The organism is Burkholderia sp. AU31624 (assembly GCF_020420065.1).
GTDB lineage: Bacteria > Pseudomonadota > Gammaproteobacteria > Burkholderiales > Burkholderiaceae > Burkholderia.
In genome coordinates, this window is the sequence record NZ_JAIZRT010000001.1 from 965,409 (window position 1) to 990,708 (window position 25,300).

General features: G+C 67.2%; 27 protein-coding genes. 14 read left to right on the forward strand and 13 right to left on the reverse strand.

Annotation, left to right across the window (positions count from 1 at the left end):
- Positions 1–19 precede the first annotated feature (19 nt).
- The 3 genes from arr to LGM89_RS04455 all read left to right on the forward strand — a co-directional run bounded on the left by arr (position 20) and on the right by LGM89_RS04455 (position 1,679).
- The gene (gene arr / locus LGM89_RS04445) at positions 20–415 is read left to right on the forward strand and encodes an NAD(+)--rifampin ADP-ribosyltransferase (protein WP_226202191.1); all 396 of its coding nucleotides are present in this window, start codon (positions 20–22) and stop codon (positions 413–415) included.
- Positions 416–573: 158 nt separating this feature from the next.
- The gene (locus LGM89_RS04450) at positions 574–1,257 is read left to right on the forward strand and encodes a lytic transglycosylase domain-containing protein (protein ID WP_089496291.1); all 684 of its coding nucleotides are present in this window, start codon (positions 574–576) and stop codon (positions 1,255–1,257) included.
- A gap of 20 nt (positions 1,258–1,277) precedes the next feature.
- Positions 1,278–1,679 (forward strand): lysozyme inhibitor LprI family protein, encoded by a 402-nt coding sequence (locus LGM89_RS04455; RefSeq protein ID WP_226272390.1) that lies wholly within the window; start codon positions 1,278–1,280, stop codon positions 1,677–1,679.
- A gap of 22 nt (positions 1,680–1,701) precedes the next feature.
- On the opposite strand, the gene LGM89_RS04460 is transcribed toward LGM89_RS04455, so the two are convergent.
- Positions 1,702–2,577, reverse strand: coding sequence for a LysR family transcriptional regulator (locus LGM89_RS04460; protein ID WP_226272391.1), 876 nt, complete (start codon positions 2,575–2,577; stop codon positions 1,702–1,704).
- Between the two features lie 172 nt (positions 2,578–2,749).
- On the opposite strand from LGM89_RS04460, the gene LGM89_RS04465 reads away from it, so the two are divergent.
- A complete protein-coding gene (locus LGM89_RS04465; RefSeq protein ID WP_089496288.1) occupies positions 2,750–3,823 on the forward strand; it encodes an alkene reductase in 1,074 nt (357 codons plus the stop codon).
- A gap of 73 nt (positions 3,824–3,896) precedes the next feature.
- Here LGM89_RS04465 and LGM89_RS04470 read toward each other — a convergent pair whose 3' ends face one another.
- From LGM89_RS04470 to LGM89_RS04505, 8 genes are all read right to left on the reverse strand, one after another.
- A complete protein-coding gene (locus LGM89_RS04470) occupies positions 3,897–5,249 on the reverse strand; it encodes a HipA domain-containing protein (RefSeq protein ID WP_226272392.1) in 1,353 nt (450 codons plus the stop codon).
- The gene (locus tag LGM89_RS04475) at positions 5,249–5,572 is read right to left on the reverse strand and encodes a helix-turn-helix domain-containing protein (RefSeq protein WP_089496286.1); all 324 of its coding nucleotides are present in this window, start codon (positions 5,570–5,572) and stop codon (positions 5,249–5,251) included. The genes LGM89_RS04470 and LGM89_RS04475 overlap by 1 nt, the downstream gene beginning before the upstream one ends.
- Before the next feature lie 244 nt (positions 5,573–5,816).
- On the reverse strand, positions 5,817–6,257 hold the full coding sequence (locus LGM89_RS04480) for a dihydroneopterin aldolase (RefSeq protein ID WP_011354099.1): 441 nt from the start codon (positions 6,255–6,257) through the stop codon (positions 5,817–5,819).
- A complete protein-coding gene (locus tag LGM89_RS04485) occupies positions 6,254–6,886 on the reverse strand; it encodes a sarcosine oxidase subunit gamma (protein ID WP_226272393.1) in 633 nt (210 codons plus the stop codon). The genes LGM89_RS04480 and LGM89_RS04485 overlap by 4 nt, the downstream gene beginning before the upstream one ends.
- Complete coding sequence (locus LGM89_RS04490) at positions 6,876–9,887, reverse strand: sarcosine oxidase subunit alpha family protein (RefSeq protein WP_226272394.1); 3,012 nt, start codon at positions 9,885–9,887, stop codon at positions 6,876–6,878. The genes LGM89_RS04485 and LGM89_RS04490 overlap by 11 nt, the downstream gene beginning before the upstream one ends.
- Entirely contained in the window at positions 9,884–10,183 is a 300-nt protein-coding gene (locus LGM89_RS04495) for a sarcosine oxidase subunit delta (protein ID WP_089433164.1), read from the reverse strand. Before LGM89_RS04495 ends, LGM89_RS04490 begins: the two co-directional genes overlap by 4 nt.
- A gap of 31 nt (positions 10,184–10,214) precedes the next feature.
- The gene (locus tag LGM89_RS04500) at positions 10,215–11,459 is read right to left on the reverse strand and encodes a sarcosine oxidase subunit beta family protein (RefSeq protein WP_006480591.1); all 1,245 of its coding nucleotides are present in this window, start codon (positions 11,457–11,459) and stop codon (positions 10,215–10,217) included.
- Positions 11,460–11,475: 16 nt separating this feature from the next.
- Complete coding sequence (locus LGM89_RS04505) at positions 11,476–12,861, reverse strand: L-serine ammonia-lyase (RefSeq protein WP_089496282.1); 1,386 nt, start codon at positions 12,859–12,861, stop codon at positions 11,476–11,478.
- Between the two features lie 290 nt (positions 12,862–13,151).
- Here LGM89_RS04505 and LGM89_RS04510 point away from each other — a divergent pair, with 290 nt between their 5' ends.
- From LGM89_RS04510 to denD, 8 genes are all read left to right on the forward strand, one after another.
- Positions 13,152–14,219 carry a GlxA family transcriptional regulator gene (locus LGM89_RS04510; RefSeq protein WP_226272395.1) on the forward strand — a complete coding sequence of 356 codons (1,068 nt, stop codon included), beginning with the start codon at positions 13,152–13,154 and terminating at the stop codon, positions 14,217–14,219.
- 189 nt (positions 14,220–14,408) lie between these two features.
- Entirely contained in the window at positions 14,409–15,113 is a 705-nt protein-coding gene (locus LGM89_RS04515; protein WP_011354089.1) for a FadR/GntR family transcriptional regulator, read from the forward strand.
- Positions 15,114–15,162: 49 nt separating this feature from the next.
- A complete protein-coding gene (ltnD, locus tag LGM89_RS04520; protein ID WP_059732557.1) occupies positions 15,163–16,053 on the forward strand; it encodes an L-threonate dehydrogenase in 891 nt (296 codons plus the stop codon).
- A 19-nt stretch (positions 16,054–16,072) separates the two neighbouring features.
- The gene (otnK, locus tag LGM89_RS04525) at positions 16,073–17,371 is read left to right on the forward strand and encodes a 3-oxo-tetronate kinase (protein WP_226272396.1); all 1,299 of its coding nucleotides are present in this window, start codon (positions 16,073–16,075) and stop codon (positions 17,369–17,371) included.
- Positions 17,368–18,006, forward strand: a complete 639-nt coding sequence (locus tag LGM89_RS04530) for an aldolase (protein WP_226202177.1) — start codon at positions 17,368–17,370, stop codon at positions 18,004–18,006. The genes otnK and LGM89_RS04530 overlap by 4 nt, the downstream gene beginning before the upstream one ends.
- 112 nt (positions 18,007–18,118) lie before the next feature.
- Complete coding sequence (locus tag LGM89_RS04535) at positions 18,119–19,444, forward strand: MFS transporter (RefSeq protein ID WP_226272397.1); 1,326 nt, start codon at positions 18,119–18,121, stop codon at positions 19,442–19,444.
- 82 nt (positions 19,445–19,526) lie between these two features.
- Positions 19,527–20,303, forward strand: a complete 777-nt coding sequence (gene otnI / locus LGM89_RS04540) for a 2-oxo-tetronate isomerase (protein WP_226272398.1) — start codon at positions 19,527–19,529, stop codon at positions 20,301–20,303.
- Positions 20,304–20,331: 28 nt separating this feature from the next.
- Entirely contained in the window at positions 20,332–21,303 is a 972-nt protein-coding gene (gene denD / locus LGM89_RS04545) for a D-erythronate dehydrogenase (RefSeq protein ID WP_089496277.1), read from the forward strand.
- A gap of 48 nt (positions 21,304–21,351) precedes the next feature.
- On the opposite strand, the gene LGM89_RS04550 is transcribed toward denD, so the two are convergent.
- The 3 genes from LGM89_RS04550 to LGM89_RS04560 form a co-directional block, all read right to left on the reverse strand.
- Positions 21,352–22,440, reverse strand: coding sequence for a lysylphosphatidylglycerol synthase domain-containing protein (locus tag LGM89_RS04550; RefSeq protein WP_226272399.1), 1,089 nt, complete (start codon positions 22,438–22,440; stop codon positions 21,352–21,354).
- A complete protein-coding gene (hpnI, locus tag LGM89_RS04555) occupies positions 22,437–23,606 on the reverse strand; it encodes a bacteriohopanetetrol glucosamine biosynthesis glycosyltransferase HpnI (RefSeq protein ID WP_226272400.1) in 1,170 nt (389 codons plus the stop codon). The genes LGM89_RS04550 and hpnI overlap by 4 nt, the downstream gene beginning before the upstream one ends.
- 63 nt (positions 23,607–23,669) lie before the next feature.
- Complete coding sequence (locus LGM89_RS04560; protein WP_089496274.1) at positions 23,670–24,020, reverse strand: hypothetical protein; 351 nt, start codon at positions 24,018–24,020, stop codon at positions 23,670–23,672.
- 189 nt (positions 24,021–24,209) lie between these two features.
- On the opposite strand from LGM89_RS04560, the gene LGM89_RS04565 reads away from it, so the two are divergent.
- Positions 24,210–24,737, forward strand: coding sequence for a cytochrome b (locus LGM89_RS04565; protein ID WP_226272401.1), 528 nt, complete (start codon positions 24,210–24,212; stop codon positions 24,735–24,737).
- Positions 24,734–24,859 carry a hypothetical protein gene (locus LGM89_RS37100; protein ID WP_256990071.1) on the forward strand — a complete coding sequence of 42 codons (126 nt, stop codon included), beginning with the start codon at positions 24,734–24,736 and terminating at the stop codon, positions 24,857–24,859. Before LGM89_RS04565 ends, LGM89_RS37100 begins: the two co-directional genes overlap by 4 nt.
- Before the next feature lie 144 nt (positions 24,860–25,003).
- On the opposite strand, the gene LGM89_RS04570 is transcribed toward LGM89_RS37100, so the two are convergent.
- Positions 25,004–25,279 (reverse strand): DUF4148 domain-containing protein, encoded by a 276-nt coding sequence (locus LGM89_RS04570; RefSeq protein ID WP_226272475.1) that lies wholly within the window; start codon positions 25,277–25,279, stop codon positions 25,004–25,006.
- Positions 25,280–25,300: the final 21 nt, after the last annotated feature.

The following is a 25,300-nucleotide window of genomic DNA, read 5'->3' on the forward strand; positions in this document are numbered from 1 at the left end:
TTTTTAGAAGGGGGAAACCATGACCGTTTCGGACACCGGCCCGTTTTTTCATGGCACGAAAGCGGATTTGCGGATCGGCGACTTGCTGACGGCAGGCTTCCGATCGAATTATCGCGACGACGTCGTGATGAATCACATCTACTTCACGGCTTTGCCCAAAGGCGCCGGCCTGGCGGCGGAAATGGCCAAAGGCGACGGCCGGCCGCGGGTCTATATCGTCGAACCCACCGGCGAATTCGAAAACGACCCGAACGTCACGGACAAGAAATTCCCGGGCAATCCGACGCGATCGTATCGAAGCACATCGCCTTTGAAGATCGTCGGCGAACTCGATAGCTGGGAACCCTACGATCCGGCGTTCATCCAGCAGCTCAGAATCCGCATCGAAACCGGCACCGGCGAGATCATCAACTAGCGTTCGTCCGGACTCCGATGCGTGTCCGTGCAACGATCGGCGCCTCGATCGGCTCGCCGCGACACAAGCCTACATGCCGCTTTCATTCGAACCGGCACTCGACCACCGGCGGCAATTGGCCGATATACTAGGCGCCTTCCCATTCCCCGCACTCCACCATGCGACGGTTTCTCTGGCTGATCGTGCTTTCGCTCGGCATCGCGCAACAGGCGTCGGCACAGCAAGCGCCCGCACTGCCTGCGTCCGCGCCCGAAGCAGCCGCATCGGCGCCGTCCGTCGCATCCGCGCCGCTCGCCGACGCCAACGATCAGCCGAACGAAGCAAACCGCCGCATCACGTCCTACCTGACGAAGAAGTTCGGCGTCGCGAAGGAACGGGCCGCGAAGCTCGCCGATATCGTGAGCGTCACTGCGACGAAATATTCACTGCCTCCCGCACTCGTTTACGCCATTATTTCGATCGAATCGCGCTTCCAGGAAAAGGCGCGCGGCCAGCATGGCGCGACCGGGCTGATGCAGGTCGTGCCGACCGCGCACCGCGGCCTGGTGCGCAACGTGAAGGACCTGACCGACCCGAACGCGAACGTCGAAGTCGGCTCCGCGATCCTGTCGGGCTACGTGAGGGCGGCCGGTGGCGACGTGCGGGCCGGACTGAGGAGCTACAGCGGCGGTTCGAACGCGTATGCGGCGAAGGTGATGCAGCGCGTCGATTCGTTCCGCTTCGTGCTTGAACCTGACGACGATGCGAAAGCCTCAAGTCCTGCGAATTCCGCGAACGATGCGAAGGCCCGCATGGTGCCGGTCAGCGAAAAGACGAGCCCGACGTCGGCCCGCGGCAACTAGTCCCCCTTCGTTCGACGCGCATGCGCCACGCCACCCGCTTCCTTGCCGTCGCCGCGCTGGCGATCGGCCACACCACCGCGTTTGCCGCCGTCGATTGCGAGAAACACGCGCTGACGATGAACGACGTACGGACCTGCGTACTCGGTCAAAACGATCAGGCCGTCGAGCGCGCATACCGGTCGCTCGAGCACAAGCTCAAGCAGCGCAACCCCGATGCCGCCAGCGCGCTCGCGAAGTCGCAGGCAAGCTGGACCCGCTTCGCCGACGACACCTGCGACTACGTGAAAGCCGCCCATCCGCAGCAGATGATCCCGGAAGACGCGCGGATGAACTGCTGGGTCGATTTCAGCCAGGCACGCACGCGCATCCTGAAGAAATGGGAAGCGCAGCTGGACGCACCGTCGCCGCCGGCGCAGAACTGAACGACGAACGGCTACCCGCCCGTCACGCCTGCGCGAAACGCTCCCGCAAGAACTCGATGAAATGCTGCGTCTTCGCGGGCAGCAGCCGCGTTTCCGTCATCGCGTAGACCGCAATCGGCTCGCCTTCCCATGCGGGCATCACGCGGCGCAGCCGGCCGGCGGCCAGATCGTCCGCGACGATCGCTTCGGACAGCACGATGATGCCCGCATCGAGCGTGGCCAGGCGCCGCAACATGCCGACGCTGTTTCCCGTGAAGCGGCTGCTCACCGGTACCGCGACGGTGTGCGTGCCGTCGTGCAGCGTCCACGTGCCGGCCCTCGCCAGGCTGAGGCACGCGTGCCGCGCCAGGTCGTCCGGCGTGCGCGGCTCGCCCTCGCGTGCGAGATAGCCGGGCGACGCATACAGGTAGTTCCCGAGCGTGGCCAGCCGCCGCGCGATCAGTTGAGAATCGTCGGATTCGCCCAAGCGGATCGCCACGTCGAACGGTTCGCTCACCAGATCGACCCGGCGCGACGTCAGCTCGAAATCGAATGTCAGCTTCGGGTAACGCGTCGAGAACTCGACGATCAGCGGCGCCAGGTAGGTCACCGCGAAATCGACCGGAAACGACGCCCGCAGCACGCCGGTCGGCTCCGCCAGCAACCCGCCGAGTTGCTCGTGCGCGAGCCGCGCCTCGTCGACGATGCGCTTGCAGCGCTCGAAGTAGAGCTGGCCGGCCTCGGTCAGTTCGATCCGGCGCGTCGTGCGATGCAGCAGCCGCAGCCCGATCGCCTTCTCCAGCGCGCTGATGCGCCGCGACAGCGTCGAGTTCGGCATCCCCAGCGTCTCGGCCGCACTGCGAAAACCCTTCGCCTTCACGACTTCGACGAACAGCGCCATGTCGTTCAGTAGTTCCATGCCCACTGTTCCATCAATGGATCAATGTTATCCAGATTACCCGGTTTATCCCGAAAAGGAAGCAATGGATGATGGGTGCGTGGAGGCGAGGTCGGCACACCCGTGCGCGGCCGGCGCCCGAGGGGGCACCGACCCGGTGCCACCGTCCCGACTCTCGAGGAGCTGACGCATCATGAGCCAACTGTTCACCCCGGTCCGCGTGGGCCGATATACGCTGGAAAACCGCCTGGTCATGGCGCCGATGACCCGCAGCCGCGCCGCCTTCGACGGAACGCCCGGCGAATGGGCCGCCGAGTATTACGCGCAGCGATCGAGCCTCGGCCTGATCGTCAGCGAAGGCACCCAGCCGTCGGACGACGGGCAAGGCTACCTGACGACGCCCGGCATCCATACCGACGCGCACGTCGCCGGCTGGAAGGCGATCAGCGACCGCGTGCATGCCCGCGGCGGCCGGTTGTTCATCCAGTTGATGCACGTCGGGCGCATGTCGCATCCCGACAATACGCCGCATCACCGGCAGGCCGTCGCGCCGTCGGCGATCGCGCCGAATGCGCAAATGTTCACGATGAAGGGGATGCTGGACATCCCCGCGCCGCGCGCGCTGACGCTCGACGAAGTGCGCGAGACCGTGAACGACTTCCGCATCGCCGCGCGCCGCGCGATCGAGGCGGGTGCCGACGGTGTCGAGATTCACGGCGCGAACGGCTACCTGATCCAGCAGTTCTTCGCGCCGAATGCCAACACGCGCACCGACGCGTACGGCGGCTCGATCGAGAACCGCGCGCGCTTCGCGATCGAGGTCGCCACGGCGATCGCCGACGAGATCGGCGCGGATCGCACGGCCATCCGCGTATCGCCCGGCAATACGCTGGGCGGCCTCGACGAAGGTGCGGAAGGGCCGGACCTGTATCGCCACCTCGCGACGGAACTCGACCGGCTCGGCCTCGCCTACCTGCACGTGATGCATCAGGGCAACGAAGCGCTGCTGGCCGACCTGCGCGCGCGCTGGAGCGGCACGCTGATCCTGAACCGTCCGGGCCGCACGCGCGACGCGATCGGCACGGACGTGACGTCGGGGCTGGCCGATCTCGAAGCGTACGGGCAGATGGTGCTGGCGAATCCGGATTTCGTGACGCGGGTGAAGACCGGCGCGCCGATGAACGACGCGCGGCGCGAGACATTCTTCGGCGGCGATGCGCGCGGGTATGTCGACTATCCGGCGCTGGATGGGGCGGCTGCAGCTTGACGCCTCGGCTCAGCGTGATCGCAACGACAGGCTGGAACGGATGTCGCTGCGATCGCCCGGTGAATGCCCGATTTCAAAGCAGATCGATGTTCACCTTGGACACCAGAGGCGCAATACGCAGCACGCGGTCGGCCTGGGTACACACGTACTCCGAAATATTGCCTACCCATCCACGTTCGTCGCCCACGTAAATGTCGGACGCCGCCAATTCAGGTGCGAGCTTCTTCGCCAGGCTCGCCATCTTCGACATTTCGCGCGCGACGAACGACGGCCGAATCTGTGTGCGATGCGCAAAATCCGCGAGCGCGAACGCGGTCAGTTCCTCCGTGCGAAACACATCCCCATAAGCCATCGCCATATCCTGGACGTACGTGTCGCCATACACGTTGACGCAAACGAGGTCGTAAAGCGGCGCCGGCGCAAGCCCGCCACCGCTGACGAAAAACGAGATGTTCTTGCCATGCGCGTCGCTGTTGCCGATCAGCAGTTGCAGCAGGGCCCAGCGCAGCATGGCCGTGCGCGCGGCTGCCGGGGCCTCGAGATACGGCGTCAGCGAGAACAGCTTCTCGAAGCTCACGCCTTCGCGAATATTGCGCACGTCCGCGTTGTTACCGAGGTTGCGCTCGTACTTGAGCGTTGCCGGCAAGTCCAATGCCTGGCACCCGTCGATGACATGAAGGCGCCGCACCGCACTGACGCGCGTCGGATCGTCCGGCTCGGTCGTCACGACCCGGTCGAAGCGCTCGATGAGCAGAATGGGCTCCGGGATGCGGCGAATCTCGACGGGCGCCACTGGCAGCCCCATTCTCGCGGCCAGTGACATGCAGAAGTGCTCATTGGCGACCATGAACGGCGCATGCGGGTTGCCGGACTCCGGCTTCAGAATGTGCGTGCTGCTGAGCGCCCCTTCGACGAGTGCAACTTGCTCCCCCTCGACCAGCACCTGCAGTTTGTCCTGATGGCCGGCAATCGACAGCCGGACCTGGCCGTCCCATACCGGAAACGGGATCGCGTCGCGCTTGCGAATGCGGTCGGTCAACTCTTCCGCGGATATCACGCGACGTTCGGACTCAAGGGCTGCCGGGGCCTGTGCATTCTCTCCGTCGTCCGGCAGGAAACTCAGCGCACCGACCGGCTCCTTGCCGAGCATCCGGATCAAACCGAAAACGTTGTCCTTCGATAGCTGATACATCGCCGCGGCCACGTCGAGCGCACGCCCCTCGGGCAACAGATTGCCGATGAAGCGCTGCACCGCGCCCGCAGGTAGCGAACGACCGTCGAGCGGAATGCACGGCGACAACGCGAACGCATCGGCGCGCGCCTGCCACGCCGGGTCATACGAAAAACCGTAGTCATCCTGACGGGCGTCGTAAGTCAGTTGCCCGACGGGGGAACCGTTGGTCGAGATGCGCAGGCGATGAACCATCACGCGCCCTCCCGCGACTCCGCCGGAACAGTCGGCTCGGCAAGTTCATGCAATGCCTTGCGAGCGACGGGCACTTCGCGCTTCGGTACGACGAGCAAATTGAGTCCCAGACCGTCGAGCACCTTGAACAACTTGTCGAGGCTCACCGCCCGGCCGTTTTCGAGCCGCGACAGCACGTCCTTTGAGACGCCGAGCATGTCGGCTGCGTCGTCGATCCGCATCTGGTTCTGCGCCCGCCGGTTGCGGACGAGCGCACCCAACGCCGCGAGATCCTGCGCGAGCGGGTCGGGTGATGCAATCGGGCGGGGTAAGGTGCGAGCCATAATTCCGGGATACCAGGAACAAAACGCCGACGAACGGGTTGCGACGGCATTGTTACGAAAATATCGGAATTATAGGCTTGAATGTCAGCGCCGGCGAATTGTTCTCATATTTCAGGAACAAATGCCGACATGCTCACGGTCGACGCATTATTCTCATATTTCAGGAACTATACAGACCAGCAAGTGCCACGGCCGGCAGCCGACCGGCATCGTTTCGATGCGCTCGTCGGCCGCCTCTCCTGCCTCAAAACTGCCCCGCCGCCCCCGTCCACCGCAAATAATCCCCGCGCGTCCAGTCGAGCGACACGCCGACCCGCTTCGTGCCGGGCCGGATCTTCGGCTTGTACACCGACAGCGTCAGCGACTCCAGCGCCGGCCACTCACGGAACGACAGCACCGCGATATCGGCGACGAGCGTCTCGAGCAGCCGCGTATGCGGCTTGTGCGACAGGAACGCGGCAAGGCGCGCGCAATAGCCGTCGTAATCGATCCACTCGCCCTGCTCGCTCGGCTCGCACCGGTAGCCGAGCCGTGCATCGATCACGATCGGCTGCGGCGCTTCATGCTCGTGCGCATGAATGCCGATCCGCGCGGGCACCTTCAGTTCGTCGACGAACACGCTCCAGCCGCGCCCGCGCAGGCGCGGCGCGTCGATCGCCACGAACGGTTCGTCGAACGGCTTCATGATGCGAGCGGCGCGGCCGCGTCGAGCATGATGCGCACGAAGTAGTCGGCGAAGCTGCGGCGCAGGACGATCTCGAACGCATCGTCACCGGTCGGGATCAGCACGATCGACGACTTGAAGTAGTGCGACTGCGCGCACTGGCCCGGCTTGAACACGCGCGGATGGAGATCGAGCGGGCAGCCGCGCGCAAGCACGTCGCGCACGCGTTCGCCGCTGATCTCGACCACCGTATAGCCGCTGCCGACGTCGACGGCCGCCGAATACGTGCCCTGCACGGCTTCCGCGAGCTTCGCTTCGAGCACGCCGGCCGGCACGGGCCCGTTCGAGCGCACGAGCCACTCGTCGGGGCCGAGCCACAGCACGTCGTACTCGGCACCGCGCGCGACCGTATTCGGCGCCGCGGGCGGCCGGCAGCCGACCACGCGCTCGAACGCGCTCACGAACGCCGGATCGCTCAACTCGCCGCGCACGTTGACGAGATCGAGGAACGGCCGCTCGCGCAGCGTGAACTTCTTCGAGGCGCGCGCCTGGTGCGGCTTCAGCACGTCGGCCGCGCCGACGAACGGCGATTCAAGCGTCACGCCGCCCGCGCCCGCCACCTGCGTCTGGTTTCTGGTTTCATTCCACATGCTGACGCACCCCTTCGGTATCGTAGAAAACCGGGCTCGAGATCTTCGCGGTGATGCGGCGGCCGTTGGCCAGCGGAATCACGACGCTCTCGCCCATCTTGTTCAGGCCGCCCTTCACCACCGCGAGCGCGATCGAGCGCTTCAGGATCGGGCTGTAGTAGCTCGACGTCACGTGGCCGAGCATCGGCGTCGGATCGACCGCCGACACCTGCGTGTCCTTCGCGATGATCTGCGCGCCTTCCGGCAGCACGAACTGCTCGTCCTCGGTCAGCAGGCCGACGAACTGCTTGCGGCCTTCCTTCGCGGTGTCCGAACGCGACAGCGAACGCTTGCCGAGGAAGTCCTTCGACTTCGCGACGACGCCGCCCATCCCGAGGTCGTACGGCGTGATCGAGCCGTCGGTATCCTGGCCGACGATGATGTAGCCCTTCTCCGCGCGCAGCACGTGCATCGTCTCGGTGCCGTACGGCGTGATGTCGAACTCGGCCCCGGCCGCCATCAGCGCTTCCCACACCGCGCGGCCCGCGTTCGCCGGCACGTTCACTTCATAGGCGAGTTCGCCCGAAAAGCTGATCCGCATCACGCGCGCCTTCGCACCCGCGACCGTGCCGTTCCGGTAGCTCATGAACGGGAACGCCTCGTTGCCGAAGTCGATGTCCTGGCACACCTTCTGCACGACCTTGCGGCTCTTCGGGCCGACCACCGCGAACGTCGCCCAGTGATCGGTGACCGACGACAGTCGCACCTTCATGTCGGGCCATTCGGTCTGCAGCCAGCGTTCGAGCCACGTGAGCACGCGCGCCGCGCCGCCCGTCGTGGTCGTCATCATGAAATGCTGGTCGGCGAGGCGCACCGTCACGCCGTCGTCGAACACCATCCCGTTCTCGTCGAGCATCAGCCCGTAGCGGCACTTGCCCACTTCGAGCTTGTTCCATGGGTTCGTGTACATCCAGTTCAGCAGCTTCACCGCGTCCGGGCCCTGGATGTCGATCTTGCCGAGCGTCGACGCGTCGAGGATGCCGACGCTGTTGCGCACCGCGAGGCATTCGCGCTTCACGGCCGCATGGAGATCCTCGCCGTTCTTCGGGAAGTACCACGGCCGCTTCCAGTTGCCGACGTCCTCGAACAGCGCGCCGTGCTCGACGTGCCACTCGTGCACGCAGGTCTTGCGGATCGGGTCGAGGAAATCGCCGAGCTCGCGGCCTGCGAACGTGCCGAACGACACGGGCGTGTAGTTCGGGCGGAACGTCGTCGTGCCCGTTTCCGGAATCGTCTTGCCGAGCGCCCCCGCGAGGATCGCCATCCCGTTGATGTTGCCGAGCTTGCCCTGGTCGGTGCCGAAGCCCATCGCCGTGTAGCGCTTCACGTGCTCGACCGACTCGAAGCCTTCGCGTGCGGCCAGCAGGATGTCCGCGGCCGACACGTCGTTCTGGAAGTCGACGAACTGCTTCGGCCCGCGCGCCGCGGCTTCACGGCTGCCGACCAGCCACAGCGGCTGCAGTGCGCCTTCGACGGTTTCCGCGACCTGCGGCGCGACCGCGCGCTGCTCGGCGGTGAAACCCGCCGCCTTCGCGGCTTCCACGCCTGCATCGACCGCGAGTCGCAGCGCACGGGCCAGGCCGAATTCGCCGGCTGCTGCGCCGATGCTCGCTTCCGCCTGCACGGGCTTGCCCGGCAGGAAGCAGGCCTTCTCGTCGTTCCAGCAGGCCTTGCCGCCCGACTGCGCGAACAGGTGCAGCACCGGGCTGAAGCCACCCGACATCGCGACGAGGTCGCACGGCAGCGTCTGCAGCTTGCCGCCGGTCTGGCCGTTCGAGTAGGACGCGACGTCGACCGACGATACGCGCCACTTGCCCGATGCACCCGTCACGACCGCGCCGCTCATCACCGTCACGCCCTGCCGCTTCGCGGCGGCCGGCAGCGCGCCGTTCGACGATGCGCGCGAATCGACGACCGTCACCTTCGCGCCGCACGCCTTCAGGTCGAGCGCGGTCTGGTACGCGCGATCGTTGTTCGTGAACACGACCGCGTTGCGGCCCGGCAGCACGCCGAAGCGATGCACGTAGGTGGACACCGCGCCGGCGAGCATCACGCCCGGCAGGTCGTTGTTGCCGAACACGATCGGCCGCTCGTGTGCGCCGGTCGCGAGGATCACGCGCTTCGCGCGGACCTTCCACAGCAGCTCGCGCGTGCCCTTGCGCATCGACACCGGCAGGTGATCGGTCAAACGCTGCGTGACCGTCACGAGGTTGTGGTCCTGGTAGCCGAACGCGGTGCTGCGCGACAGGATCGTCACGTCGGGCAGCTTGCGCAGCTCGGCCTCGATCTTCTCGACCCACTGCAGCGCGGGCTTCGCGTCGATCTCGGCGCGGCACGACAGCAGGCTGCCGCCGAGCTCGCGCTGGTCGTCGACGAGGATCACGCGCGCGCCGGCCGTGGCCGCCGCATGCGCGGCCGCGAGGCCCGACGGGCCACCGCCGACCACGAGCACGTCGCAGTGCGCGTAGCATTTGTCGTAGCGATCGGCGTCGAGCGCTTCCGGCGCCTTGCCGAGGCCGGCCGCTTCACGGATCTTCTCTTCGTACTTCGGCCACATGTTGCGCGGCCACATGAACGTCTTGTAATAGAAGCCGGCCGGCAGGAAGCGCGACAGCTTCTGGTTGATCGCGTACTTGTCGTTCTCGAGCGACGGCTCCGCATTCACGCTGGACGCAACGAGCCCCTGGTACAGCTCGATCTCGGTCGCGCGTGCGTTCGGCACCGTGTACGGGCCCGATTCGAGCTGCACGACGGCGTTCGGTTCCGCGACGTCGGCCGTCACGATCCCGCGCGGGCGGTGGTACTTGAAGCTGCGCGCGACGAAGTGCACGCCGTTCGCGAGCAGCGCGGACGCGAGCGTGTCGCCCTGGAAGCCCTGATACGTGCGGCCGTTGAACGTGAAGGTCAACGGAATCGCGCGATTGATGCGGCCACCGGTGCCGAGGCGGTCTTTCTGGCTCATTTGCTCGTGCCCTCTTCGTGTGCGTTGCCGGCAGCTTCGCCACCGAACTTTTCGTAGCCCTTGATATCGTAGGTCACCGTGTCGCGGGTGGCCTTGAACCAGCGGCGGCAGCCCTGCGTGTGCAGCCACTGCTCCTTGTGCAGCCCGCGCTTGTTCTCGCGCATGAACACGTACTCGCCCCATTCGCGGTCGGTCATGTTCTCGTTGTTCACGGGGCGCACGATGTCGGCTTCACCGCCGCACGAGAACTCGGATTCGGCGCGCGGCCCGCACCACGGACATTCGATCAGCAACATGTTTCTTTCTCCTGTGTCTGTGCGGTAGCGGTCAGTGCGCGACGGCGGCAGCGCCGTGCTCGTCGATCAGGTGGCCCGTGTAGAAACGGTCGAGCGCGAACGGCGCGTTCAGCGGGTGCGGTTCGTCGCGGGCGATCGTGTGCGCGAACACCCAGCCCGAGCCGGGCGTCGCCTTGAAGCCGCCGGTGCCCCAGCCGCAGTTGAAATAGAGGCCCTTCACGTCGGTCTTGGTGATGATCGGGCACGCGTCCGGCGACACGTCGACGATGCCGCCCCACTGGCGGTTCATCCGCACCCGCGAGAACACCGGGAACATCTCGACGATCGCCTGCAGCGTGCTTTCGATGATGTGGAAGCTGCCGCGCTGGCCGAAGCCCGTGTACTGGTCGATGCCGGCGCCGATCACGAGATCGCCCTTGTCGGACTGGCTGATATATGCGTGCACCGCGTTCGACATGATCACCGAGTTGACGACCGGCTTGATCGGCTCGGACACCAGCGCCTGCAGCGGGTGGCTTTCGATCGGCAGGCGCACGCCGGCCATGTCGGCGAGCGTCGTCGTGTTGCCGGCCGCGACCACCGCGACCTTCTTCGCCTTGATGAAGCCCTTCACCGTGTCGACGCCGACGACTGCACCGCCTTCGCGGCGAATGCCCGTCACCTGGCAGTTCTGGATGATGTCGACACCGGCACGGTCCGCGCCGCGTGCGAAGCCCCAGGCCACCGCGTCGTGACGCGCCACGCCCGCGCGGCGCTGGATCGACGCGCCGAGCACCGGGTAGCGGCTGTTCAGGTTGATGGTCGGCTCGATTTCCTTGATCTGCGCGGGCGTCAGGAATTCGGCGTCGACGCCGTTCAGCCGGTTCGCGTTCACGCGGCGCTCGGTGTCACGCACGTCCTGCAGCGTGTGCGCCAGGTTCATCACGCCGCGCTGGCTGAACATCACGTTGTAGTTCAGGTCCTGCGACAGCCCTTCCCACAGCTTCATCGCCTTCTCGTACAGCGCGGCCGATTCGTCCCACAGATAGTTCGAGCGGACGATCGTCGTGTTGCGCGCGGTGTTGCCGCCGCCGATCCAGCCCTTCTCGAGGATCGCGACGTTCGTGATCCCGTGCTCCTTCGCGAGGTAGTAGGCAGTCGCGAGGCCGTGGCCGCCGCCGCCGACGATCACGACGTCGTATTCCTTCTTCGGTTCCGGGCTCTTCCACTGCTTTTCCCAGTTCTCGTGATACGAGAGGCCGTTGCGGAACAGGCTGAATATCGAGTAGCGGCTCATGTGAGTGATCCTTCGTTTAGCATTCGATGACGTTCACGGCCAGACCGCCGCGCGACGTTTCCTTGTATTTCGTCTTCATGTCCGCGCCCGTCTCGCGCATCGTCTTGATGACCGAGTCGAGCGACACGTAGTGCTGGCCATTGCCCTTGAGCGCCATGCGCGATGCGTTCAGCGCCTTGATCGCGCCCATCGCGTTGCGCTCGATGCACGGGATCTGCACGAGCCCGCCGACCGGGTCGCAGGTCATCCCGAGGTTGTGCTCCATGCCGATCTCGGCCGCGTTCTCGACCTGGTCGGGCGTGCCGCCCATCACCGCGGCGAGCGCGGCCGCGGCCATCGAGCACGCGACGCCCACTTCGCCCTGGCAACCCACTTCCGCGCCGGAGATCGACGCGGTTTCCTTGTAGATGATCCCGATCGCCGCGGCCGTCATCAGGAATTCGACGATGCCGGCTTCGTTCGAGCCCGGCACGAACTTCACGTAGTAGTGCAGCACCGCGGGAATCACGCCGGCCGCGCCGTTGGTCGGCGCGGTGACGACCCGGCCGCCCGCCGCGTTCTCCTCGTTGACGGCCATCGCATACAGGTTGACCCAGTCGAGCATCGACAGCGGGTCGCGCAGCGACTCTTCCGAACGCGCGCGCAGACGATTGTTCAGCTCGGCCGCGCGGCGCTTCACGCGCATCGGGCCCGGCAGGTCGCCCTCGACCTTGCAGCCGCGCTCGACGCAGGCGGCCATCGTGCGCCAGATCGCGAGCAGCCCGGCGCGCACTTCGTCGGCGGGACGCAGCGCGCATTCGTTGCGCATCATCAGCTCGGCGATCGACAGCCCGTGCTCGCGGCACTGGCGCATCAGGTCGTCGCCGGTGCGGAACGGATACGGCACCTCGACCGCCGCGCGCACGCCGTTCACGCGATCGCCGTCGCGGTTCACGACGAAGCCGCCGCCGACCGAGTAATACTCTTTCTCGACGAGCAGCTGGCCGTGCTCGTCGAATGCCTGGAAGCGCATCCCGTTCGGGTGCACGATGCTCGTGCCGCTCATCAGCTTGCGATAGAAGCCGATGTGCTCTTTTTCCTCGAAACGGACGGTCTGCTTGCCGAGCAGCGACAGCGCCTTCTCCGCGCGGATCGCGGCGAGCCGCGGCTCGATCAGGTCCGGATCGATCGTGTCGGGCAGGTGGCCCTCGAGACCGAGCAGCACGGCCTTGTCGGTGCCGTGGCCCTTGCCGGTCGCGCCGAGCGAGCCGTATAGTTCGACCCGCACGCGGCGCACGAAACCGAGCAGGTTCGCGTCCTCCACGTGCGACGCGAAGCGGCACGCGGCGATCATCGGGCCGACCGTATGCGAACTGGACGGGCCGATGCCGATCTTGAACAGGTCGAAGACGCTGACGTTCATCTGGCTTCCTCTGGGTGGGACACACGTGAAATGACGTTGGCGCCAGTACATCAAAGCGTAAAATCGGCCGATAGAACAAAAACGGCATCGGCGTGGGATACCGCCGCCAAGCACCCCTCCGGCAGGCCCGAAAGTGCGTTTTGGCGATGGTTCGCGACGGAAAACCACAAGTCGTGCCGGAACCGATCAGCGACGCTGGCTGCATCCGCCCCGCCCGGCCGCCGTACCCGCATGACCCGTATCAACAGACTGAGTGAGACCGCCCGCCCGGCGTGAAGAGATTGGCCGCGATGACAACCGACGTACCCGCTTCCCCCCTCGCAGAACCCGCGCCGCGGCGTATCCGCTTCGGCATCGTGCTGCTGCCGAACTTCACGCTGACGGCCTTCTCCGGCTTCGTCGACATGCTGCGGCTGTCGGCGGACGACGGCGACTACAGCAAGCCCGTGCGCTGCGCGTGGAGCGTGATCGGCGAGACCCTCGCGCCGGTGCGCGCGAGCTGCGGGATCCAGATCACGCCGTGGGAAACGTTCGACGCGGCCGAGCCGTTCGACTATGTGGTGGTGGTCGGCGGGCTGCTGCATTCGGGGCCGCAGGCGGGCCCCGAGACACTCGACTTCATCCGCCGCGCGGCGGCGGGCGGCGCGACGGTCGTCGGCATCTGCACCGGCGTGTTCACGCTGATGCGCGCCGGCGTGCTCGACGGCTACCGCACCTGCGTGAGCTGGTTCCACTACTGGGATTTCATCGAGCGCTTTCCGTCCGCCGATCCCGACCTGCTGATCGCCGACCGGCTGTTCGTGATCGACCGGCGCCGCATCACCTGTTCGGGCGGCCGCGCGTCGATCGACGTCGCCGCCGCGATCCTGCTGCGCCACTTCGATCACGCAACCGTGCAGAAGGCGCTGCGCATCCTGCTGGTCGGCGAGATGCAGAAAGGCAATGCGCCGCAGCCGCATCCGCCGGGCCTCGAGCCGGCGACGCACCCGAAGGTCAAGCGCGCGATTCTCCTGATGGAACAGCATGTCGGGCGTGCGCTGTCGCTCGACGAGCTCGCGAGCAAGCTCGATTTGTCGACGCGGCAACTCGAGCGGCTGTTCAAGGCGGAAACGGGCAAGAGCCCGCAGGCGTTCGCGAAGCAGGTACGGCTGCGCACGGCCGCGTGGCTGCTGACGAGCTCGGACCGCACGGTGGCCGATATCGCGTCGAGCTGCGGATTCGCGGATGCGTCGCACCTCGGGCGCGAATTCCGCAAGCAGTTCGGCGTGCCGCCTGCGACGTATCGGGAGCGTGGCGGGGAAGTGGCGGAAGCCGGCGCGGCAATCGCGGCGGACGCCGTCGAGGACATCGCCGACTGACGGCGACGGGCCCCCGCTCCTTTTCCAGCCGATCGCGACACGACACTCGAACGCATCGGTTTCGATTCAATTGGAACCGGTTCCAATCAACTTAACCGACGTTGCGCCCCACTAACCGAGGGTTATCCCGGATGCTGTCACGCATTCAAATTTGTATGATGACCACATAACCTTACAAGTCAGAGCACCATGTTCGAGAAAATTCCCGCCCGCGCGATGAGCGACCATGTCGCGCAGCAACTGCTCAAGCAGATCGAAGTCGGCAGTTTCTCCGCCACCGGCAAGCTGCCGACGGAGGCCGTGCTCGCGCAGGAATTCGGCGTGAGCCGCACGGTGATCCGCGAGGCGATCTCGCGGCTGAAGAACGAAGGCGTGGTCGAGCCGCGCCAGGGCAGCGGCGTGTACGTGAACCAGCACGGCGCGATCCGGCCGCTGCGGATCGACTACGCGGAAGCGGTCGAAGCCACGTCGCTGCCGCACCTGCTCGCGGTGCGCCGCGCGATCGAGGCCGAGGTCGCGGCCGAAGCCGCGCTGAACCACACCGATGAAGACATGGCCGACATCGACGATGCACTGCGCAAGATCGACGATGCGGTGGCCGAAGGGCGCGACGGCGTCGCGGAAGACGTCGCGTTCCACCGCACGATCGCGGCCGTCACCGGCAACCCGTATTTCCTGAAGACGCTGCAGTTCCTGAACCAGTACCTCGAAGCCGGCGTGAAGGTCACGCGGCGCAACGAAGCGACGCGCGAGGACTTCTCGCGCCAGGTGCGCGAGGAACACGCGGCGATCGCCGACGCGATCCGCGCGCGCGACCCGATGGCCGCACGCAACGCGGCGCGCACGCACATGTACAACGCCGCCCGCCGCCTCGCGGAAGCCGGTATCTGCTGAACCCGGCGGCCGCCGCGCCGCCCCTCTCCCGAATCGATCAAGGTTGACCATGTCACGAAATGTTGGAGTCATCGGCCTGGGCGCGATGGGCCTCGGCGTCGCCCGCTCGCTGCTGCGCGCCGGCCTGCGCGTGCACGCATGCGACGTGCGCGACACCGTGCTGCAGGCGTTCGCCGCCGAAGGCGGCATCGCCTGCGCGACGCCGGCCGAACTCGGCGCGCAGTGCGACGTCGTCGTCACGCTCGTCGTCAATGCCGCGCAGACCGAAACGGTGCTGTTCGGCGAGCACGGCGCGGTCGCGGCGATGAAACCGGGCAGCGTCGTGATCGCCAGCGCGACCGTCGCGCCCGAATTCGCGGTCGCGCTCGGCGCGCGGATCGAGGCGGCCGGCCTGCAGATGCTCGATGCGCCGGTATCCGGCGGCGCCGCGCGCGCGGCCTCCGGCGAGATGACGATGATGACGTCGGGGCCGGCGGCCGCCTATGCGGGCTGCGAGGACGTGCTCGCGGCGATCGCCGGCAAGGTCTATCGCCTCGGCGACGCGCACGGCATCGGCTCGAAAGTGAAGATCATCAACCAGTTGCTGGCCGGCGTGCACATCGCGGCGGCGGCCGAGGCGATGGCGCTCGGCCTGCGCGAAGGCGTCGATGCCGACGCGCTGTACGACGTGATCACGCACAGCGCCGGCAATTCGTGGATGTTCGAGAACCGCGTGCCGCACATCCTGAACGGCGACTACACGCCGCTGTCGGCCGTCGACATCTTCGTGAAGGATCTCGGCCTCGTGCTCGATACCGCGCGCCGCAGCAAGTTCCCGCTGCCGCTGTCGGCCACCGCGCACCAGATGTTCATGAGCGCGTCGAGCGCCGGCCACGGCGGCGAGGACGATTCCGCCGTGATCAAGACTTTCCCCGGCATCACGCTGCCGCCCGCCCGCTGATTCGACCGACGTACTTGCCATGACCGCTTCCGCTTCCCTTCCCCTGCTCGGCTGCATCGCCGACGATTTCACCGGCGCGACCGATCTCGCGAACATGCTCGTGAAGAGCGGCATGCGCACCGTGCAGACGATCGGCGTGCCCACCGACGGCGCCGCAGGCACCCCGCTCGACGCCGACGCGATCGTCGTCGCGCTGAAGTCACGCACGATCCCCGCGGCCGACGCCGTCGCGCAATCGCTCGCCGCCTACGAATGGCTGCGCGCGCAAGGCTGCCGGCAATTCTTCTTCAAGTACTGCTCGACATTCGATTCGACCGACGCGGGCAACATCGGGCCCGTCGCCGATGCGCTGCTGGATGCGGCCGGCGGCGGCTTCACGATCGCGTGCCCGGCGTTCCCCGAGAACGGCCGCACGATCTATCGCGGCCACCTGTTCGTCGGCGACGTGCTGCTGAACGAATCGGGGATGGAGAACCACCCGCTCACGCCGATGGAGGACGCGAACCTCGTGCGCGTGCTGCAGCGGCAGACGAAGTCGCCGGTCGGCCTGATCCGCTACGACACGATCGCGCTGGGCGCGGCCGCCGTGCGCACGCGGATCGAGCAACTGCGCGCGGAAGGCGTGCGCTTCGCGATCGCCGACGCGCTGTCGGACCGCGACCTCTACGTGCTCGGCGAAGCGTGCGCGGGCCTGCCGCTCGTCACCGGCGGCTCGGGCATCGCGCTCGGCCTGCCGGCGAATTTCCGTCGCGAGGAGCAACTGCCCGAGCGCGACAACGCAGCGTCGCTGCCGCGCATCGAAGGGCTCTCGACGGTACTCGCCGGCAGCGCGTCGAAGGCCACCAACGCGCAGGTCGCCGCATGGCGCGCCACGCGGCCGGGCTTCCGCATCGATCCGCTCGCGGCCTCGCGCGGCGAACCCGTCGTCGACCAGGCGCTCGCGTTCGCGCGCGCGCACCTGCCGCAGCCCGTGCTGATCTACGCGACCGCGACGCCCGACGAAGTGAAGGCCGTGCAGCAGGCGCTGGGCGTCGATGCGGCCGGCCATCTCGTCGAAGCCACGCTCGCGGCGATCGCGCGCGGCCTGCGCGATCTCGGCGTGCGCAAGTTCGTCGTCGCCGGCGGCGAAACGTCCGGCGCGGTCGTGCAGGCGCTCGACGTGAAGTCGCTGCAGATCGGCGCGCAGATCGATCCGGGCGTGCCGGCGACGGCCACCATCGACGCGCAGCCGCTCGGCCTCGCGCTGAAGTCCGGCAACTTCGGCACCACGGACTTTTTCGACAAGGCGCTGCGCGCGCTGGACGGAGCCGCACGATGAGCGACGAAGCGAAACTGCGCGAAGAGATCTGCGTGGTCGGCGCAAGCCTGTATGCGCGCGGCCACGCGGTCGGCAGCGCCGGCAACATCAGCGCGCGCCTCGCCGACGGCTGGCTGATCACGCCGACCGACGCGTGCCTCGGCCGGCTCGACCCGAACGACATCGCGAAAGTCGGCCTCGACGGCCAGCCCGTATCGGGCGGCAAGCCGTCGAAGACGCTCGCGCTGCATCGCGGCATCTACGCGCGCAATGCCGAAGCGAACGGCGTCGTCCACACGCATTCGACGCATCTCGTCGCGCTGACGCTCGCGGGCGTATGGCGCGACACCGACGTGCTGCCGCCGATCACGCCGTACTACGTGATGAAGGTCGGCCACATTCCGCTGATCCGCTACCGCCGCCCCGGTGATCCGGGCGTTGCCGCCGAAGTCGCGGCGCTCGCCGACCAGGTGCGCGGCGTGCTGCTCGAGCGCCTCGGCCCGGTGATGTGGGGACCGTCCGTGTCGCATGCGTCGTATGCGCTCGAGGAACTCGAGGAAACGGCGCGACTGTGGCTGATGACGCACCCGAAACCCGAGCCGCTCGACGCCGTCGCGCTCGACGAGCTGCGCGCCAGCTTCGGCGCGCGCTGGTAGCGACGCGCCGCGCAACGATTCCCATGCCCGCCGTGTGCGCGGGCCCTTCCGTCAGCACACACACGACCGGCGACGTACGCGCCGCCGGCACACGACATCATTGGAGACGACGATGACTGCTCTCGACGCGGCCGCTGGCCGCTCGCCCGCCGCGCCCGCCCATGCCGCGGAACTCGACCGCACCTACAAGAAAGTGTTCTGGCGCATCGTGCCGTTCCTGATGCTCTGCTACGTGGTCGCGTATCTCGACCGCGTGAACGTCGGCTTTGCGAAGCTGCAGATGTCGCAGGATCTCGCGTTCAGCGAAACGGTGTTCGGGCTCGGCGCCGGCATTTTCTTTCTGGGCTATTTTCTGTTCGAACTGCCAAGCAACCTGCTGATGCACCGCATCGGCGCACGCATCTGGATCGCACGAATCATGATCACGTGGGGCCTGCTGTCCGCGTTGTTCGCGTTCGTGCAGACGCCGACGCAGTTCTACGTGCTGCGCTTCCTGCTCGGCCTCGCGGAAGCCGGCTTCTATCCCGGCGTGATCCTGTACCTCACGTACTGGTTCCCGTCGCATCGCCGCGCGAAAATCATCGCGGTGTTCATGTCCGCGATTCCCGTGTCGGGCATCTTCGGCAACCCGCTGTCGGGCTGGATCATGGAGCGCTTCCACGGCGGCTCGGGCTTCCACGGCTGGCAGTGGATGTTCATGATCGAAGCCGTGCCGGCCGTGCTCGTCGGCATCGCGACGATCCTGTATCTCGACAACAGCATCCGCGGCGCGAAGTGGCTCGACGAGCGCGAGAAGCAGCTGCTGGAGGACGAGATCGCCGCGCAGCCGCAGGAACAGCAGCAGCACGGCCATTCGTTGAAGGCCGTGTTCGCGGACCCGCGCATGTGGTGGATGTCGCTGATCTACTTCGCGTTCGTCACCGGTCAGTACGGGCTCACGTTCTGGATGCCGACGCTCGTCAAGTCGACCGGCATCACCGATACGCTGCAGATCGGCCTGCTGTCGGCCATTCCGTTCCTCGTCGCGATCGTCGTGATGAACCTGTTCGGCCACAGCGCGGACAAGCGCCGCGAACGCCGCTGGCACCTGATCGTGCCGGCGCTGATGGGTGCAATCGGGTTTACGGTCGCCGCGTCGTACTCGCACAATACGGCGGTGTCGATCGTGTTCCTGTCGCTCGCGGCGGGCGGCGTGCTGACCTGCGCCCCGCTGTTCTGGTCGCTGCCGACCGCGTTCCTCGCGGGCTCCGCGGCCGCGGCCGGGATCGCGATCATCAACTCGGTCGGCAACCTCGCCGGGTTCGCGAGCCCGTACGTGATCGGCTACCTGAAGGACGTCACGCACAGCACGGCGTCCGGCATGTACGTGCTCGCCGCGATGCTCGTGATCGGCGCGATCGCGGTGTGGCTCACGCCCGCGAAACTCGTGAACCGCTGATTCGGCTCACGAACGATCCGGCCGCCATTCGACGCGGGGCGCCGTGCGCGCCCCGCCCCATTCATTCACAGGACCCGCTGCCATGCCACGCTTCGCCGCCAACCTCTCGATGATGTACACCGAGCACGCGTTCCTCGAACGCTTCGCTGCTGCCGCCTACGACGGCTTCAAGGCCGTCGAGTACCTGTTCCCGTACGACTTCGCCGCCGAGGACATCCGTGCACGCCTCGACGCGCACCACCTCGAACAGGCGCTGTTCAACGCGCCGCCCGGCGACTGGGCCGCGGGCGAACGCGGCACCGCGTCGCTGCCGGGCCGCGAGGACGAGTTCCGGCGCGGCATCGACCAGGCGCTCGACTATGCGCGCGTGCTCGGCAACAGGAAGCTGCACGTGATGGCCGGCATGGTGCCGCCGGGCGCCGACCGCGCACGCCATCGCGACACCTACCTCGCGAACCTGCGGCATGCGACGCAGGCCGCCGCCGCGCACGACATCACGATCCTGATCGAGCCGATCAACCAACGCGACATGCCTGGTTATTTCCTGAGCCGTCAGGACGACGCGCAGGCGATCCGCGCGGAAGTCGGCGCGCCGAACCTGAAGGTGCAGTTCGACTGCTACCACTGCCAGATCGTCGAAGGCGATCTCGCGATGAAGCTCAAGCGCGATTTCGCGGGCATCGGCCATATCCAGATCGCGGGCGTGCCCGAGCGCCACGAGCCGGATCTCGGCGAACTCAACTACCCGTATCTGTTCGCGCTGATCGACGCGCTCGGCTACGACGGCTGGATCGGCTGCGAGTATCGCCCGAAGGCCGGCACGACCGAAGGGCTCGGCTGGCTCAAGCCGTACCTGTAATTCCAGCATTCTTCCGAGGGTAAAGAACATGAAAGTACTGATCACCGGCGGCGCCGGCTTTCTCGGCCAGCGTCTCGCACGCAAGCTGCTCGAGCGCGGCGAACTCACCGGCCCCGATGGCCGCAGCGAGAAGATCGACGAGCTGGTGCTGCTCGACGTCGTCGCGGGCAGCGATTTCGGCGACGCACGCGTGACGTCGATCGTCGGCGACATCGCCGAGCGCGCGGTGCTCGACCGCGCGATCGACACGCAGACCGGCGCGATCTTCCACCTCGCGGCAATCGTCAGCGGGCAGGCCGAAGCCGATTTCGATCTCGGCATGCGGATCAACCTCGACGCGTCGCGCACGCTGCTCGACGTGTGCCGCGCGCGTGGCCATCGGCCGCGCGTCGTGTTCACGAGCTCCGTCGCGGTCTATGGCGGCACGCTGCCCGACGTCGTGCAGGACGACACCGCGCTGAACCCGCAATCGTCGTACGGCGCCGAGAAGGCGATCGCCGAGCTGCTGCTGTGCGACTACGCGCGGCGCGGCTTCGTCGACGGCCGCGTGCTGCGGCTGCCGACGATCAGCGTGCGGCCGGGCCGCCCGAACGCGGCTGCGTCGTCGTTCGCGAGCGGCATCATCCGCGAGCCGCTGAACGGCGAGGAAAGCGTGTGCCCGGTGCCGGGTTCGACGCGGCTGTGGCTGCTGTCGCCGCGCGGCGCGATCGAAGCGCTCGTCGCGGGCTGCGAGATCGACAGCGCGAAGCTCGGCAACAAACGGGTGATCAATCTGCCCGGCCTGTCGGTGTCGGTCGACGAAATGATCGCGGCGCTGCGCGAAGTCGCGGGCGATGACGTCGTGAAGCTGATCCGCCATGTGCCGGACGAGCGCGTCGAGAAGATCGTCGGCAGCTGGCCGGGCCGTTGGGATACGTCGCGCGCGGAAGCGCTCGGGCTGACGGGCGATACGTCGTTCGCGGACGTGATCCGCAGCCATCTCGCCGACGAACGGCGCTGATTCCCGCGCCGCCCGCCGAGTGTGGCGGGCACGGGCTGCCCGGTCGCATCAATGCGGCCGGGCCGATTCCCCGATGGGCAACGACGCGCGTTTCGTTCCGCCCGGCCGCTTCGCCGAACCGGCCGCCCACTGCCATGCCAGCAGGCCCGGCAGATAGAACAGCAGGTCGCGCACGCGGCGAGCGCCGGCCAGTGCGAGACAGGTCGGCGGGTCGAACCCGAGCAGCCCGCCGATCAGCACGAACCCGCCCTCCTGCACACCAAGGCCGCCCGGCATCAGGAACGCGATGCTGCTCACGAGCTGGATCAGCGCCTCGATCGCGAGCGCCTGCGCGAAGGTTGGCTCCGCGCCGAGAAAATACAGCGCGAGCCAGATTTCCAGCGCATAGCCGACGAACTGCAGCGTCTGCCAGATCACGAGATAACGCACGACGATGCCGGTCCTTCTCCAGATCATCCGGATCGACTGATCGGTGCGCGCCGATTCGCCGACCAGCGCCACCACCTTGCCGCTCGTGACGCGGTTGAGCACCCGCATCGCGCGTTCGAACGGCCGCGCGTGCTGCACCAGCGCGAACAGCAACAGCACCGGCACCAGCGCGGCCATGCCGATCGCGAGGTTGCCGGCCACCCGCGCGGCGTCGGACGACACGTGCTCGAGCACGTAGCCGATCGCGACCAGCGCGTACACCAGTTGGCTGATCAGCGTCAGCTGCATGTCGGCGACGAGGCTGGCGACGGCGGTCGCCGGCCGCACGCCCGCCTGCCGCAGCAGGCCGAACGACACGATCTCGCCGCCGATCCGCGCGACCGGCAACAACCCGTTGATCGATTCGCGGATCCACACGAGCTTCAGCATCGTCGCGAACGACGGCCGGCGCGGGCCGCGGATCAGCATCCGCCAGTCCCACGCATTCGCGAGCATCGGCAGGATGTGCGCCAGCGCCGCGAGCAACAGCCCGGCCCCGGCGATCTGCAGGCGATGCAGGATGTCGAGCGGATGCTCGCGCCAGATCAGCCACACGGCGAGCGCGAGCCCGCCTAGCGCCGCCGCCTGCCCCACGTGGCGCAGCCGTGCGTCGCCCCGCGCGGCGTTGCGCTCCGCGGCATCGGCAGCGGGGTTCGTTGGGGTCGTCATGATTCGCTCGCGGGCGACAGCAGCCCTTCCCGGTCGACACGAAAACGCGTGCCGCGCCACACGACATGCGACGAGAAGAAGCTCGACACGAACACGAAGAACTGCAGGAGATCGACGAACGGCAGCCACAGCGCGCCGCGCAGGCCCGCGCCGGTCGCCCGGCTCGTGTTCAGCATCAGCAGCGCCCGCGCGCCCAGCGCCGCGACCGCCAGCCCGCACGCGACGGCCGTGCCGCCGGAGAACAGCAGCGCCAGCAGCGCGAGCGGCACCGGGTGCATCAGCACCGAGCCGGCGTGACCGAGCCGGTCCGCCGCGCGGATCGTGCAGCTCCAGCGCAATTCGTGCGCGTACAGCTTCGCGAACGTCTCCTCGACGCACGCATGCCCGACGACGAACGGCGGAATGACGACCTGCGCGCCCACCTGCCGCACCGCCTCGCCCAGCGCATGATCCTCGGCCAGGTGATGCGCGAAACGCGTGAGCCCGCCGATGCGTTCGAGCGTCGCGCGCGTGATCGCGATCGTCTGGCCGAAGCAGGGCCGTGCGCGCCCGATGAAGAGCCCGGTGATCACGCCCGGCAGGAAATGGTAGTTCGTCATCGCGACGGCGACGCCGGGCCAGAAGCCCGGCGAGGCGATGCCGCGATACACGCTCGTCACGATGCCGACCTCCGGCTGCTGCAGCGCACCGACGACGGCGCGCAAATAATCGCGCTCGACCCGCACGTCGCTGTCGGCGAGACAGAGCACCGAATACTCCGCGTGTTCGAGCATGTTCACGAGATTGGAAATCTTGCGGTTCGGCCCGTAGAGCCGCGCATCGGCGACGACCTTGATGTTCGCGTCGGGGTAGCGCGCCCGCAACGCCTCGACGGCCACGAGCGCCTTGTCGTTCGCATCGTGCACGCCGAACAGGTGCTGGACCGGCCCCGGATAATTCTGCACGAAGAAGCTTTCGAGATGCTGTACGAGTTGCCACTCGTCGCCGTGCAGCGGCTTCGCGACGGTGACGCCCGGATAATCGCGCGGCTCGGCCGCCGCCCGGGAAAAGAACCGGCCGACCAGCACGCTGGCCGTGATCGTGTAGGCAATGCCCAGTAATACGCCCAGCCCGCAGACGATCGACATTGCTCCGGCCAGCTCGCGCAGCACATGCAGCAAAACCATGCTTCTCCCCAGTGGTGACCCGTGCGACCACGACACCCCGGGAGCCGCCGCGCGCACGCAGGGTCACCCGTGCACGCCGCCGTATCGATTCCCGTGGAGCCGGATGTGAAGGACGACCAAGCGACGATACGCGCAATCAGATGACACAACTACCGTGCGGTGATCGATTCCTGTCACGCGCACGTAGCCGCAGGCGAGCGCCGCGCGGAACGCGACGTCGGCAAGCTTGCGGGCCGAAAGGATCGCGGTGGCCAACGCGATGGCGACCCATATACGAAACGTCATCGTGGTGAAAAATGCTTCGGGCACGTGCCATGCAAGCAACGACACCAGCATGAAACACTGGATGAACACGCCGGCCAGCGCGGCGATCAGCAGGTGGGCACGCCATCGCTCGATCGTCGAAGGTGCCATGATGAAAGAGTCTCCCGTGCGGACGACCGCTATCGATCTGAAAGATTCGAAAGGTCGCGTGGGTCAGGATGAAGAAAAGCGACAGTCCAGCGGAGAACGATTGTGGCGACGCCCGCTTAACGTTTCGTTAAGAAAGCGAACGTAGAATCCACTCGACCGATATCGTCCCCGTCGTCCGCAGGAGTCTCCATGTCCACGCCCGCCCGATATGACACCGTTGCGCGCTTGCTTCACTGGCTGATCGTCGCGCTGGTCATCGCGCAATATGCGACCGGCTGGACGATGCCCGACGTGCATCGCGACACGCAGCCCATCGGCCTGATCGCCGCGCACCTCCTCGTGGGCACCGCGCTGCTCGCGGCGATGGCTTGCCGCGTGCTGTGGCGCGTGACGCATCGCCCGCCCGCGAGTGACCTGCCGCCCGCGATGCGCGCACTGTCGGGCGCGACGCATTTCGCGCTCTACGCACTGCTGATCGCGGTGCCGCTGCTCGGCTGGATCAACGCGTCGTCGCGCGCCTGGAGCGTGACGTTGCTCGGGATCGTGCCGTTGCCCGCGCTGTCGGCGGCCGGCTCCGCATTCGGCCACGCGATGGGCGACGTGCACGGCATCCTCGCGTGGGCACTGTTCGTCGGCATTTGCCTGCACGTGGCGGCCGCGCTCGCGCACCGCTTCGTGCTGCGCGATCAGGTCGTGCAGCGCATGATGCCCTGGTGATCGCCACGCTGGCGGCACCGCATGCCATCGCGCGCATGAGCCGGATTGCCGCCGATACCGATACCGTCTTCGTTCCGGTTCATCGCACGCCTGGCCAGCCGCTCATCGCACGCGGCCAATGAGATGATCGCGCCGCCGCGCGAAGCGGCGCGCGATGACGGGCAGCGCGGCCGGCGCCCTTCTGCCGCGTCGAGCGGCGCGAAGGGCTGCCGTACTGCCGTGCCGCGAACACGCCGGCCTGAAGTCGCACAAGACCATGTCGACACCTAGTTGCAGGTCTGCGCCGGCATACCGGAGGCCGGTGCGTGCGCGGCGGCTGCCGCCATCCGGGCCCGGTCCTGCTCGGCAAGCTTCGCTTCCGCCGCCTGGATGTCCGCCGGATACTCGCCGTCGTCTCCCTTCGCCGGGTCGTACCCGGCCGCTTCCAGACGCATCAATTCGTCGCGAACCTGCGCACGCGTCAGCGGCGCGGCCGATTGCGCGAAGGCCGACTGACCGACGATCGCGCCGATCATCGTCAGTACTGCGATATATGTTTTCATCATGAACTCCTTCAATGTTCC